This is a genomic window from Aliikangiella litoralis, assembly GCF_052495765.1.
Genome location: NZ_CP199292.1, coordinates 796,319 through 810,740, shown reverse-complemented (window position 1 = coordinate 810,740; position 14,422 = coordinate 796,319). Strand labels below are relative to the sequence as shown.

At 39.4% G+C, this 14,422-nt stretch carries 14 protein-coding genes; all 14 read right to left on the bottom strand.

The window, feature by feature from the left end:
- Positions 1-31 precede the first annotated feature (31 nt).
- The 14 genes from lipA to leuS all read right to left on the bottom strand — a co-directional run bounded on the left by lipA (position 32) and on the right by leuS (position 14,273).
- The gene (gene lipA, locus ACT5E3_RS03495) at positions 32-1,030 is read right to left on the bottom strand and encodes a lipoyl synthase (protein WP_444996924.1); all 999 of its coding nucleotides are present in this window, start codon (positions 1,028-1,030) and stop codon (positions 32-34) included.
- A 128-nt stretch (positions 1,031-1,158) separates the two neighbouring features.
- Positions 1,159-1,851 (bottom strand): lipoyl(octanoyl) transferase LipB, encoded by a 693-nt coding sequence (gene lipB, locus ACT5E3_RS03490; protein WP_444996923.1) that lies wholly within the window; start codon positions 1,849-1,851, stop codon positions 1,159-1,161.
- A 24-nt stretch (positions 1,852-1,875) separates the two neighbouring features.
- Positions 1,876-2,172, bottom strand: a complete 297-nt coding sequence (ybeD, locus tag ACT5E3_RS03485) for a DUF493 family protein YbeD (RefSeq protein ID WP_444996922.1) — start codon at positions 2,170-2,172, stop codon at positions 1,876-1,878.
- A 109-nt stretch (positions 2,173-2,281) separates the two neighbouring features.
- Entirely contained in the window at positions 2,282-3,457 is a 1,176-nt protein-coding gene (locus tag ACT5E3_RS03480; protein WP_444996921.1) for a serine hydrolase, read from the bottom strand.
- Between the two features lie 119 nt (positions 3,458-3,576).
- Positions 3,577-4,392, bottom strand: a complete 816-nt coding sequence (locus ACT5E3_RS03475; RefSeq protein WP_444996920.1) for a septal ring lytic transglycosylase RlpA family protein — start codon at positions 4,390-4,392, stop codon at positions 3,577-3,579.
- A 15-nt stretch (positions 4,393-4,407) separates the two neighbouring features.
- Positions 4,408-5,442 carry a lytic murein transglycosylase B gene (gene mltB, locus ACT5E3_RS03470; protein ID WP_444996919.1) on the bottom strand — a complete coding sequence of 345 codons (1,035 nt, stop codon included), beginning with the start codon at positions 5,440-5,442 and terminating at the stop codon, positions 4,408-4,410.
- An 81-nt stretch (positions 5,443-5,523) separates the two neighbouring features.
- Complete coding sequence (rodA, locus tag ACT5E3_RS03465) at positions 5,524-6,648, bottom strand: rod shape-determining protein RodA (protein WP_444996918.1); 1,125 nt, start codon at positions 6,646-6,648, stop codon at positions 5,524-5,526.
- The gene (gene mrdA, locus ACT5E3_RS03460) at positions 6,648-8,585 is read right to left on the bottom strand and encodes a penicillin-binding protein 2 (protein ID WP_444996917.1); all 1,938 of its coding nucleotides are present in this window, start codon (positions 8,583-8,585) and stop codon (positions 6,648-6,650) included. Before mrdA ends, rodA begins: the two co-directional genes overlap by 1 nt.
- A 14-nt stretch (positions 8,586-8,599) precedes the next feature.
- Positions 8,600-9,070: a 23S rRNA (pseudouridine(1915)-N(3))-methyltransferase RlmH gene (gene rlmH, locus ACT5E3_RS03455; protein ID WP_444996916.1), complete on the bottom strand. Its 471-nt coding sequence runs from the start codon at positions 9,068-9,070 to the stop codon at positions 8,600-8,602.
- Positions 9,071-9,149: 79 nt separating this feature from the next.
- Positions 9,150-9,470 carry a ribosome silencing factor gene (rsfS, locus tag ACT5E3_RS03450; RefSeq protein WP_444996915.1) on the bottom strand — a complete coding sequence of 107 codons (321 nt, stop codon included), beginning with the start codon at positions 9,468-9,470 and terminating at the stop codon, positions 9,150-9,152.
- Between the two features lie 5 nt (positions 9,471-9,475).
- Positions 9,476-10,129 (bottom strand): nicotinate-nucleotide adenylyltransferase, encoded by a 654-nt coding sequence (gene nadD, locus ACT5E3_RS03445; RefSeq protein ID WP_444996914.1) that lies wholly within the window; start codon positions 10,127-10,129, stop codon positions 9,476-9,478.
- A 12-nt stretch (positions 10,130-10,141) separates the two neighbouring features.
- Positions 10,142-11,128: a DNA polymerase III subunit delta gene (gene holA / locus ACT5E3_RS03440; protein ID WP_444996913.1), complete on the bottom strand. Its 987-nt coding sequence runs from the start codon at positions 11,126-11,128 to the stop codon at positions 10,142-10,144.
- Positions 11,129-11,653, bottom strand: coding sequence for an LPS-assembly lipoprotein LptE (locus ACT5E3_RS03435; protein ID WP_444996912.1), 525 nt, complete (start codon positions 11,651-11,653; stop codon positions 11,129-11,131). It lies immediately after the preceding gene.
- Between the two features lie 37 nt (positions 11,654-11,690).
- A complete protein-coding gene (gene leuS, locus ACT5E3_RS03430) occupies positions 11,691-14,273 on the bottom strand; it encodes a leucine--tRNA ligase (protein ID WP_444996911.1) in 2,583 nt (860 codons plus the stop codon).
- Positions 14,274-14,422: the final 149 nt, after the last annotated feature.

Here is a 14,422-nt window from a genome sequence, read left to right as displayed (position 1 = left end):
ATTAACAGAATAGGAGCTTCGTTTTTAATATTTACTGATTACTAATTCCCGCATTATTCCCTTCAAGCGCTTTTTCAGCCCGATAACTAGAACGAACAAAAGGTCCAGAAACGACTTCTTTAAAACCAAGTTCTAATCCCCACTGACGATACTTATCAAAATCAGCCGGAGGGACATAACGCTCTACAGGTAAGTGATTGGGGGTTGGCCTTAGGTATTGGCCAAAAGTGACAATATCTAAATTGATAGCACGCAAATCTTCCATGGTTTGCATAATTTCGTCATCCGTTTCGCCTAGCCCAAGCATCAAACTTGTTTTAGTTAAAATATCAGGGCGATATTTTTTTGAATGTTCAAGTAAGGCCATGGTTGTTTCATAACTGGCACGCGGATCTCTAACAGGATGAGTTAGACGTTTTACGGTTTCCAAGTTTTGCGCGAAAACTTTAATACCAGAGTCAAGTACTGTTTCCAGGTACTTTAAATTCCCCTTAAAATCGGGGGTTAGCACTTCAACATTAATTGTTGGTGTTGCTTTTATTATCGCCTTTACACAATCAGCATAGTGCTGTGCGCCACCATCTTCTAAATCATCTCTGTCAACTGAGGTTAATACTATATATTTTAAGCCTGTTGCACTCACTGAATCAGCAGCATTTTGAGGTTCATTTTTATCTAACCAGCCGTTAGGATTACCAGTGTCAACAGCACAAAAGCGACAAGCCCGAGTACAAACAGCGCCCATTAGCATGATGGTTGCCGTACCTGCACTCCAACATTCACCAATGTTAGGACACATAGACTCTTCGCAAACGGTTGCTAATCGATTACCACGAACATTCTCTTTCATGTTCTGGTATTTTCCGCCAGTGGGTAGTTGCACCTTCAGCCATTCTGGTTTACGCCCTATCGCTTCAGGGTGTCCACTCTTACGCTGTTTAATGCCATTTTTTATTGCGGAAAAGCCATGCTCAGTCTCAAATTTGTTACCGCTTTTGACAACAATAGGTATTTGCTCACCTTTTCGCATCTTACTACCTCAAATCGCTTATACTGACTAGCAGCTCAGCTTAACTGTTAATATAAAAAGGGACTTTAAAAAAGGCTTTATGACGCCAAAAGTGTTTAAATCCGCTCAATAACCGCCATTATCAATGATTATTGCGATTTCTCAAAGTCTATTTGGTTCTTATCAGCCCACTCAACATGCTGATAGCTTAAACTATTCATTATAGCCTTAACCATATTGTCAGCTATTTGAGATAGATCACTAGGGCCACCAAGTTCCGAAACTTGAGTTACTTGCATCCCCGCATAGCCACAAGGATTAATTCGGCTAAAGGGCGTTTTATCCATGGCAATATTCAATGCTAACCCATGAAACGAACAGCCTTTACGTATTCTTAGGCCGAGTGAACATATTTTCTCATTATTGACATAAACACCAGGGGCATCGGCTTTAGGTGCACTATCAATATTATATAGTTTGAGTAACTGAACTACTGCATTTTCTATTGCCGTCACCAACTCACGGACACCCAACTTTTTACGACGTAAGTTTATTAAAAAATAAGCGACTTGCTGCCCTGGACCGTGATAAGTCACTTGACCACCCCGATCAACCTGCACAACAGGAATGTCACCCGGTGCTAAAATGTGCTCAGCTTTACCGGCTTGTCCTTGGGTAAAAACGGGATCATGCTCAACTAACCATAACTCATCTATCGTTGCATCATTACGCTTATCAGTAAATACCTGCATGGCATGCCACACACTGGTATATTCGTGGCGTCCTAATTGCCTTACAATTAACCTATCGTGCAACGGAGTTTCTTTGCTGAAATCAGACATTAAACTAAACTGTAATATATTGATTTATAGGCAAAACTTGACATCTTCTATAGCGTTAACAGCTAAATAAATCTCATCTAGCTGCTGCTTTGAAGTGGCTAAAAAAGTCACACTAACCGCCACATAAGTACCATTTTTGCTAGGGTTTAACTTGGGTGTATAGTCGCCTGGGATATGTTGCTGGATAACCGCAATGATTTCATCTTCTATCCCATTCTTAGCGATAGCCATCGCTTTAAACATAAACTGACAAGGAAACTGCCAGAGTTCTTCAATTTCTGATTCATTATCTGAACCATTGTTGGTTAAATCATTACTCATTTGGATAATTCCCGCAAAACGTCTACTCTATCCGTTAATCTTATTTTAGCCTATAGTCAGATACAAATACTTAACTGCTCTATATTTTGTTGTTGTGAAACTTATTAGGCTATTCAAACAGCGAATTAAACCATTGGCTAATTGAGTCTGCTGTCCGTCCAAAAAAACCGGCTTCTTTAACCGCTTGCAGAGCAACGAGTGGATATTCAGCAATCATGTCATCCTCCAATTGAAAAAAGACTTTACCGGCACGCTGGCCTTTTCGAATCGGAGCACTGAGGTCTTTTTCTATCACATAATGTGCCTTTAAAGCCTTTACCTTACCTCGGGGAATAGTGACATAAATATCGTCGGCTATTCCTAATTCAACTTCATTAACTTCTCCCATCCAGATACGGGACTTATGTAATAACTTGCCAGCTTCTAAAGGCTTAACGGTTTCAAAAAAGCGAAATCCATAGGAAAGTATCTTTTTAGTTTCAACTTTTCGGGCATTCTTGCTCGCAGTTCCCATTACGACTGAGATTAGCCTCATACCCTCTTTAACTGCGGACGATACCAGGCAATAACCTGCTTCTTGCGTATGGCCAGTTTTGATCCCATCGACATTAAGACTAGGATCAGACAATAGTGGGTGTCGGTTATAGGTCTGAATATTATTATAAGTGTATTCCTGCTCTTTATATAAAGCATATTCGTGAGGGAAATCACGAATTAATGCCATGCCTAAAATAGCCATGTCTCTAGCTGTCGTTTTATGAGTTTTCGCTGATAATCCATGAGAGTTTTCAAAGCGTGTATTTTGCATCCCTAACTTTTGTGCATGGTGGTTCATCAGCTCAGTAAATGCTCCTTCAGTCCCAGCCACATGCTCTGATAGTGCTACAGCAGCATCATTGCCTGAGGAAATAATTAAGCCTTTAATCAAATCCGATACCGATACTTGCTTACCGACTTCAAGCCACATCAAAGAGCTTCCCTTAAACACTGAGTTTTGTGCGTAAGCATTATGACTAATAGTCACTTGATCATCTAATGTAATATTGCCTGCGGCTAATTCGCTAGAAACAACGTAACTAGTCATCATTTTAGTTAAGCTTGCTGGGGCAACAGGTAAATCAGGATTATTCTGTGCAATGATTTTTCCACTCTCATAATCCATCAAAACGTAGGATTTTGCTGCCAGAGAAGGGGCTTTTGGTGTAATTGCTTGAACAGAAAAAGCAAGAAAAGCGGTGAAAAAAACTAGTAAGTATCTTTTTATATGTAAAAATTGATTTGTCATTTTTTATCCGAAAAATTAAGCGCTATCAAGGAAGACCAAAATGCGAATAGAAGCGATTATAACACCCTAAAACACTTGTCGATAGCGATTCGACAAGTACGAAGAGTTGTTAGACTTTCTTATTGATAGACAATTGAAGGTTGACCGAGTTCCTTTATGCTAAGGGTAGAAACAAGCTTTTCTGCAACATCTTGAGTGGGAACAGGGCCAATTCTTACCCGATATAATTGAGTACCATTCCTAGAAACCCGAGTAATTTTAACTGGCAAACTAATTTCTCTATCCAAAACTTTTGCTAGCTTTTGTGCGGTTTCATGATTAGAGTAAGCGCCTACTTGAACATAGCGTTTTTCTCCATTAGCTAAATTTTGTGAATAGCTCAATTTTTTAGAAAATGTAATTGTTTCAACAAGGACATTAGCAGTACCTTTTTTAGCCATACCTAATTTATGGGCCGCAGCATAAGATAAGTCAATAATTCTGTTTTTTCTAAACGGCCCTCTATCATTAATTTTAACAACCACCTGTTTACCGTTATCCAAATTGGTCACTGTGGCATAACAAGGAATAGGAAGCGTTTTATGAGCAGCAGTCATTTTAAACATATCATAAACTTCGCCGCTAGAGGTGCGTCTACCATGAAACTTAGTTCCATACCAACTGGCAACGCCTTTATACTTATAATTATCTGCGGAAGCTAAAACTTTATAGACTCGACCATCTTGTTCGTAAGAATCGGGATTGCCATAACGACTTTTTGCTTCGGGCTTAGGCACAACGGTTTTTACTTTAGCCCAATCAATCCCGCCAACAGGAGCAGAATCTTCTTTTTCTACCTCATGTGTAGGAAAGGTCAAACACCCACTTAAAACCCCACTGAACAAAGTGACTAATAAAGCCTTGTAACTACGTTGAAACATCTGGTGATTAATCATTGCTCTCAAATTCAATTAACCTTTATTTAGAAACCTGTTTGCCAGAACCCTTACAGACTGATATTCGGCTTTAATGGCCTGACTCAACTGAAAAACGGCAAGTGCATACATTGAACTGCGATTATAGCGTGTAATCACATAGAAATTATCTCCAACTAGCCAATGCTCATATTTTTTATCTGCTAGTTCAAATGCGAAGATTCCTCCCTTATTACTTCTGTTTTCCAGTGATTTAATGTTAACACTAACGGCTTTTAATGCATCAAGCGAGTGGTTAAGCGCCAAATCAGTCTGCACTAATTTTTTTTGATTCGCAGTTATTGCGACTGGTTCGGCAACAAATCCACCTTTCTTCCATTTATGCTGCTTAAAATAGTTAGCCACACTACCAATCATATCAACAGGATCAGAAAATAAGTTCACTTTTCCATCCTTATTAAAATCAACGCCATAAGCTCTATAACTGCTAGATATAAACTGCCCCATTCCCATCGCCCCAGCGTATGAACCTTTTACATCATCAATATCCCAACCTTGATCACGCGCTAACAAGTAATAGTGTTCAAGTTCTGAACGAAAAAAAGCTGAGCGTTTAGGATAATAAAAGCCAAGTGTATGCAAAGCTTCTATAACAGGATAATTCCCTTGAATACGACCAAAAAAGGTTTCTACACCAATAATACCAACAATGATTGATTGTTCAACACCATATTCAGCCTCTGCTTTAGCCAAGGTTTCTGCATGCAGTCGCCAGAAGTCAATGCCCGCTTTAATACGTTTATCTTTCATCCAGATTTTACGATATTTATACCAAGGCATACCTTCAGCAGGCTTAGTAATCTTGGCAATAATATCTTTACGATGCGACATTTTTAATAATTTATTCGCAATAACATTTTCATCAAACTGATGCTCTTTTGCCATTTTTTTTGCAAAATGATTAATATCTTGAGCTACCTTCTCCTCACTAACCAACGGCTTATAGTCACTTGCTGACAGTTGCATGCTCGCAATCAACATTACGCCAGTCAAAAATTTACTTTTTATCATTTAATTTTTTACCTTTTTATTTTTCGTTTGGTAATCAGTCCAGACAGATTACCAAAATACCTGAACTCACTGAGCTGATATTTAACCAGGCATTAGCTTTTTATGCGTTTGTATACCCATTAAAATACCAAAAGATGCCATCAACGTGACCATTGAGGTTCCACCATAGCTGACCAATGGTAACGGTAGACCAACCACAGGCAACAAACCCGACACCATACCGATATTAACAAATACATAAACAAAAAACGTGAGCGTGATCGCGCCTGCGAGTAATCGTGTGTAAGTTTCTTGTGCTTTAACGGCAATAAAAAAACCTCGCCCTATAATCCACAAATAAATAGACAGTAAAATAACAATTCCATAAAAGCCAAACTCTTCAGCCAATACTGCAAAAATAAAATCAGTATTTCTTTCTGGTAAAAACTCTAGCTGTGATTGCGTTCCTTCGAGCCAACCTTTGCCTCTCAACCCGCCAGAACCAATAGCTATTTTTGACTGGATGATATGATAAGCGCTACCTAATGGATCTTTTTCTGGTTCTAAAAAAGTGAACACTCGTTGCTTTTGATAATTAGTCATTACAAATAACCAGTGAATAGGAGAATAACTTAGAACGACAACAAAAAAAGCCGCAATAATTCGCCAACGGATCCCAGCAAGAAATATTACAAAAACACCAGAACAGGCAATCAACAGTGAAGTACCTAAATCGGGTTGTATCATAATAAGTCCTGTTGGCACGGCAATTAAAACAGCCGCCACCAATAATTCATTAAATTTGGGGGGAAGTGAACGTTCAGAGAAGTACCACGCTAGCATCATGGGGACAGCTAACTTCATAATTTCTGAAGGCTGAAATCTGAACACACCAAAATCTAACCAACGCTGCGCCCCTTTACCTTTATCACCGAGAAAAACAACGGCGATTAGTAGTAACACACCTATTCCAAAAACAAATGGCGTCCACTTTTTATAAACTCTAGGTGGTATCCAGGCAAGAAAAACCATCACAGCAAAGGCGAGAGTTAAACGCACTATTTGGCGGTTTAACTGTGCCTGGCTTTCACCTGAAGCACTATAAAGCACTAATAAGCCAAAACCGACAAGTACTAACAGTCCGGCTATTAACGGCAAATCAAAGTGCAGACGTTGAGCCAAGCTCTTGCCGCGGCGATCGGAATTATCATAATCAATTAATGCCATTAACGCGCTTCTCGCTGAGCTAATTCAGACGCAGTATTTTGACTAGTATCCGCCACCCGTTTCAATTCAATTTCACGATTTTGAAAAAATTCATCTAGAATTTTACGAGCAATTGGTGCGGCCTTATCACCACCATGCCCTTCATTTTCTAATACAACAGCCAGCGCTATTTCTGGAGATTTAAAAGGCGCATAGCCCACATAAACAGCATTATCTCTTAAATTCTTAGCTACCTTTTTTTCATCATATTTTTCTTCACTTTGAGTGACTAGCTGAACGGTACCAGTCTTTCCTGCTGATTCGTATTTGGCCCCACGGAAAGCTTTTTTAGCAGTACCTTTGGGGTATTGTGTAACTTTTCTCATGGCTCGGTGGACAGCCATAACATTATCGGCGTTTGAAAAATCAGCTTGTTCTTCTGCAATTAGTGAAGGAACTTTCTGCCATTCTTCTGCAATTTGCACATAACTGACCAGCCTCAACTGGTAACGAGTGCCAGCAATGCCTAACTGCCCAATAGAGTTTGCTAATTGTAACGGTGTGGCTATCCAGTAACCTTGTCCAATACCAGTAATAACGGTCTCTCCCGGATACCACTGTGACTTTCGCTCTTTTCTTTTCCATTCTCTGGATGGCATTATGCCTGGTACTTCTTCTCCCATATCAATCCCGGTGTAACTACCAAACCCAAAGCTTTTCATGTATTTCGATAAAGTGTCTATTCCCATCCGGTAGGCGAGATTATAAAAATAAGGGTCACATGATTGAATAATTGCAGTTTGTAAATTAACTCGTTCACCATGCCCTCTAGGATTCCAGTCCCTATAAACGCGTTTTTCATCATTAGGTATAATCCAATAACCTGGATCGTAAACCGTTGATTGAGAAGTAATGAGTTTCGAATCTAAGCCAGCCCAGCCTAAATGCGGCTTAATAGCAGAACCTGGAGAATAAAGACCTCGCAAGGCCCTGTTAAATAGAGGTCGATCTTTTGATGAAGTTAATTTGCGATAGTTACTGCTCGAAATTCCTGTCACAAACTCATTAGGATCATAACCAGGATTACTAACTAACGCTAAGACTTCACCATTTCTGGGATCAACGGCAACGATAGAACCCCGCATACCCCGCATAGCATCAACAGCAACTTTTTGCAGCCGAATATCTAGCGATAACTTTAAATTATTTCCAGGAACAGGTGGTTTTTCAAACAAAGGCTTACCGATAATACGCCCTCTAACATCAGTTTCTACCCGCCTAAAACCAACAGTCCCATGTAATTGGCCTTCATAAAATTTTTCTAACCCTACTTTGCCAATATGTCTTGTTGCTTTGTAATTAGCCTGATCGATTAAAGCAAGTTCTTGGTCATTTATTCGCCCAACATACCCCAAAGCATGTACCAGCATACTACCAAATGGATAATAGCGAATTAAACGAGCTTCTATTTTTACTCCGGGAAAATCATGACTATTAACAGCAAAACGGGCAACTTCAAGCTCAGTAAGACGATTCTTAACGACTAAACTCTTAAAACGCCGTTGACCTTTTAAATCGCTAAGGAACTTATCTCCATGTTTATCCTCAATCAACCCAATTAATTTCAACCGATTTAAAGTATCATTAATATCGCCTGCTTTTTCTGGAATGATTTCAAGAGAGTAAATTGAACGGTTTTCAGCTAATAAAACCCCGTTTCTATCATAAATCAACCCCCGTTTGGGTGAAATAGGCTGTACACTGATACGGTTAATATTCGAACGGGTTTGATAATCATCATGTTGTATCACTTGTAAATACCAACTTCTAATCAGTAAGCACAGCATCATTAAAGCCACAAAAACAAAAGCAATAATTGAGCGGTGTATCAGAAGTTTTCTTTCTTGGTAATGGTCTTTGAAGGAGCTAGAGTTGTATTTATTATTAGACTTAATCATCTATTACTGTACCACTACTCTCGATGATACGGATGATTAACAGTAACAGACCAGGCACGGTAGATCGCTTCAGCAAGTACAACCCTAACGAGAGGATGCGGCATAGTAAGGGCTGATAACGACCAACGAGCATTTGCTCGCGACAAGCAACCTGCCGCCAAGCCATCAGGTCCACCAACTAAAAGGGCGACATTACTCCCTTTTAATTGCCACTGAGTTATTTCTTTTGCCAACTGCTGTGTACTCCAACTTTTACCTTGCACATCGAGTGCAACGACCCAATCAGAAGGTTCGATAGCTTTAAGGATTTGCAGCCCTTCTTTTTCCATCCATTGGTTAGCCAATTGATTCTTGGTTCTTTTGGCAGCAGGAATTTCAAAGAGTTCCAAACTACAGTCTCTAGGTAAACGCTGAGCATAACTATAATAGGCTTTTTCAACCCAATCAGGCATTTTTGTGCCTACAGCAATTAGTTTAATTTTCATTGATTACGACAGTCTTGTTTGTCCATAATGTCGAGTGGTTAGTCATTATGAATAACTCAATCATCAATACACAACAAGACTACTGTTCCCACAATTTTTCTAATTGATAATAATCACGGGTAGTTGGCAACATAATGTGAACGATAACATCACCAACATCAACCAAAACCCACTCGGCAACATCTTCGCCCTCGACGCCAATAATAGGAATTTGCTTGGCTTTAATTTCCTTAATTAACAATACAGCAATTGATTTAACATGACGGCTGGAAGTACCACTGCAAATTACCATGAAATCTGTCAAAGCAGATTTTTCACTCACTTCAATGACTTTAATATCTTGTGCTTTTATTTCTTCTAACTGTTCCAGGACAAAACTCTTTAATTCATTACCTTGCATTAAAACTATTCACTCTCATATAGGTGGTTATTACGGATGTATTCTATAACACTCTGGGGTAGCATTGAATCCAACGTTCGTTTATTCTTAATTAAATGGCGAATTTCTGTTGAAGATTGCTTTTTTTCAGGCATTTTTAATAAAAAACAGCGACCAACAGGATACAAAGTCACTTTTTCAAACGTTTGCTCCAAATAAAAACCGCACGCTTTACAGGCTTGTTCTGCTTGAGATATTGTTACGCCCGGCCTATTAACAATCACTAAATGACATATTTGAGATAAAGATTTCCACTGAAACCATTGCTTGAGACTTAGTAAACTATCCATTCCCATGACTAAAAAAAATCGCTTATTAGAATAGTCCTGCCGCAACATTTCCAATGTTTCATACGTATAGGAAGGTTTACTTCTTAATTGCTCTCTCTGATCAATAATGACCGAAGAATAATTGCTAACCCCCAACTCTAACATCTCTACACGCTGTTGAAATGTTGTTTGTGGTAAAGATTTTAGTGCAGGAATTGCACAAGGCAGTAATCTTATAGGAATATCAGGAGATAATTGGGTCAGCGCTTCAATCACTCCAATATGTCCATAATGAACCGGATCAAAAGTACCACCAAATAAAAACTCAAACTGAATAGTTGAATTGTTCATTAATTACTTAGGCTAGTTAGCACGCCGCCCCCAAATACGTTGCCCGGCGATCATCCATAAACATAGCTCTAACTCTTGCCATATATTCCCTTTCTCCTGCCCTTTGACCAAGCGATCAAGGAAAGCACACCGTATCAGTAGCTTCTGCCAGACTCCTGGTGGAAGCCGACTGACAGCACTTGCAATTAACCGTTTCTTACTATCCCAAAGAAACGTTTTTGCTAATGCTTGCATTGGATTTTGACCGTTTAGCCCCGCCATTGAAGTATTGTGACATAACTCAATTTCACGAGTTAAATTCACTAATATTGAGATTGGAGGCAAGTTTTCTTGCTGAAACTTTTTCAGCATCCTAACGGCACGCTCTCCTTTTCCCGATAGAGCTTCATCCAAGCACAAAAATATGGAATAACGCGCATTGTCAGAAATAATCGCTTTAATTAAATCGAGCTCAATAAGCTGCTGAGGATAAAGCAAGTTAAGCTTATCCAAGCTTTGTTTGGCTGCCAATAAATTCCCTTCTGTTTGCTCTGCCAGCATTTGAGCGGCATCAGCAGAGAGATTAACTCCAGCAGCTTGAGCACGCTGTTTTATCCAGCCAACAAATTCATAAGCTTTAGGTGGCCACAGTTCTTGTAGAGTGGCATTAGCTGCAATTGCCTTAAACCACTTAGTAGTCTTTTGACGCTTTTCGAGTTTAGGAAAGCGAATCAAAAATAAGTTCTCATTATCTGCGCTCTGCAAAAGCGCTACTAATGCAGATTGCGCTTCTTTATTTGGCATTTTGCTAAAACGAATGTCAGTTAATTTAGTTTCAGCAAACAAGCTTAAACTACCACTATCAGCAAGTAGTTCTGCCCAATTATACTTATCGACCACATCAACTATCTTTCGTTCATGTACCCCCAGCTGTTTAGCTTGTAATATCAATTTGTCACAAGCCTCCATCACCAGTAAAGGTTCATCACTAGCAATAATATTGATAGCAGGTAAGCTCAATTAAAGACTCCGTTTAATTTGTTGGACTAAACGACGAGACAGTATTTGATAAATCGCTTTTTGAGTTTCTTTTAACTGATTGTGACTACTAATAGGATTCCGATAATCTTGAAAATAACTTTGACTAGTCTTAATATTTCGCACCTCATTGAAACTCGCTTGAGAACTGAGTGTTGCTTTATTCTTTGCAGGTAAGTCAGATTCGCGAAATAATTGATAATGCAATGTCGCTCGTAAAATAATTTCGCTCGCACGACCCGAACTATCTCGACTCACCCCCTGCTCTTCAATATCAAGTTTCACTAACTTCACATTGAATGATGAACTCGTCGGCTCACTTGAAATAACGCCACCAGACTCGCTGATAGTTTGGCGGAGAGTTTTTTCAAACTCTCCGAAAGGCGTTTTACTGATCACCACAACAGATTGATTAATCAACAAAGCCTGCCCTGTTCCACGAAGCTGAAAACCACAAGCACTTATACCAACAAACAAAATAGCGGTTAGCAAACAGCGATACATCATGATGACCGTTTTAATTCCATAATTATAAGTTAATCTCTTAGTTAGCCACTACATTCACTAATTTACCGGGTACCACCACCACTTTTCTGACGGTTTTACCTTCAATATGTTTACTCACATTTTCATCCTGCATGGCCAATGCTTCAATTTCATCTTTGGTAGCACCGTTTGCGACACTGATCTTCCCACGTAGTTTACCATTGACCTGCAAAATAATCAGGATCTCATCTTTAACCAACGCCGCCTGATTTACCTGAGGCCAAGGCTCATCAGCAATTAAATAAGTTTTTCCTGAAGCTTGCCATAAGGCTTGTGCCATATGTGGCGTGACTGGTGATAATAAAATAACAGCCTGATCAAGAGCATATTTCACAATTTGCCGATCAATAGGGCTGTCATCTCCGCTATATTTGGCGATCGCATTAGTCAGCTCCATAACCGCAGCAATGGCAGTATTAAACGAATAACGACGAGAGTAATCATCACTCACTTTAGCGATTGTTTCATGAGTTTTACTGTATAAAGATTTTTGTTGAGTATTTAATGCATTAATATCAATTGCCTCACCAACAAACATCGCTTTTTCATTAAATAACTTCCACAATCGCTTTATAAATTTATGAGCACCCTGTACACCATCATCTCGCCACTCCAAAGACTGTTCAGGAGGCGAAGCAAACATGGTATAAAGCCTGGCTGTATCGGCCCCAAATTCATCAATAAGCGCTTGAGGATCAATACCATTATTTTTAGACTTCGACATTTTCTCCATGCCAGCTAAAATTACATCTTCACCTGTTGTCTTAAGCTTGCCGCTGACCACCTTTCCTTTATTATCTTTAACGACCTCGACTTCTTCCGATGAGTGATAGTTTTTAGTTCCTTTTTCATCCAAAGTAATAAAAGTATCCGATAAAACCATTCCTTGTGTTAATAACTTTTTAGCCGGTTCATCAGAATTGACCAAACCTGCATCTCGCATTAACTTATGGAAAAAGCGGAAATACAAAAGATGCATGGTAGCGTGTTCTATACCCCCAATATACTGATCAACTGGCAGCCAATAATTGGCCTCTTCAGTATCTAGCATAGCATCATGGCTTTCTGGACTAGTATAACGGGCGTAATACCAACTAGACTCCATAAAAGTATCAAAAGTATCAGTTTCGCGTTTACCCGGCTGACCATCAACAACGACATTTTGAAAATCAGGGTTATCAACTAGCGGAGAATTAGCACCTTGCATCGGTATATCGGTTGGTAGTACGACAGGGAACTCTTTTGCTGTCACCATTTCTCCAGAATCCAACTTAACCATTGGAATAGGTGCCCCCCAGAAACGCTGACGTGATACCCCCCAGTCGCGGATTCGGTAATTAACTTGTTTTTGCCCTAAGCCTTTATCATTAAGCCAGGTTGCTATTTTTTCCAATGCTTCATCAGAAGTTAATCCGTCAAATTCACCTGAATTAATCAATATTCCTTTTTCAGTGTAAGCGGCTTGAGTTAAGTCATAAATTTCAGACTCGTCAACCGGAGCTATAACTTGCTTTATTTCAATACCGTATTTTTGAGCAAACTCCCAATCTCTCTGATCATGCCCTGGTACAGCCATAACAGCGCCTGAGCCATAATCCATCAGAACAAAATTAGCGACCCAAACATCAACCAAATCGCCTGTGACAGGATGTATTGCTTTAACACCCGTAGCCATACCTTTCTTTTCCATGGTAGCAATATCGGCTTCAGCTGTTGTACTTTGGTTACATTCAGCAATAAACTCAGCTAACTCTGTATTGTTTTCAGCAGCCTTTTCGGCGATAGGATGCTTAGCAGCTACCGCAACATAAGTGACTCCCATTAGCGTATCAGGTCGAGTGGTATAAATTGAAACAGCATCTTCACTGTTTTCTAATTTAAAAATCATTTCAACCCCTTCAGAGCGCCCAATCCAGTTTCTTTGTTGGGTTTTAACGCTATCAGGCCACCCCTCCAGCTCATCAATACTATTCAATAACTCTTCAGCATAAGCAGTAATTCGAATAAACCATTGATCAATTTCTTTCTTTTCAACAGGCGTATCGCAACGCCAACAGCATCCGTCATGTACCTGTTCATTCGCTAATACGGTTTCATCATTAGGACACCAATTAACGGCTGAAGTCTTTTTGTAAGCTAAGCCTTTTTCAACTAGCTGAGTAAAAAACCATTGCTCCCACTTGTAATATTCTGGCTCACAAGTCTTAACTTCTCTATCCCAATCATACGCAAACCCTAAGCTTTTAAGTTGCTTTTTCATATAAGCAATATTCTCAGTTGTCCACTTACTGGGCTGTGCTTTATTTTTAATAGCTGCATTTTCAGCGGGCAAACCAAATGCATCCCATCCCATAGGTTGTAATACATTTTTTCCTAGCATGCGTTGATAACGAGAGATTACATCTCCAATAGTGTAATTACGAACATGTCCCATATGTAGGCGACCACTGGGATAAGGAAGCATAGAGAGACAGTAAAACTTGTCTTTTGTCGAATCTTTAATTGCTTTGAAAACTTTATTTTCATCCCAAATTTTCTGAACCGATGACTCTACCTCGGACGGATTATACTCTTGCTGCATTTTGCACTTACTCTATTGAAATCGGGGCGATAACATAAAAACCTTCATATCACCTAATTAATTGGATAAATTAATGATACCGTTACGCATCATTTTCGTACACAAGAGACAATTTTAACGGCTTTCATGCCATAGCAAAAGAAAAAGCA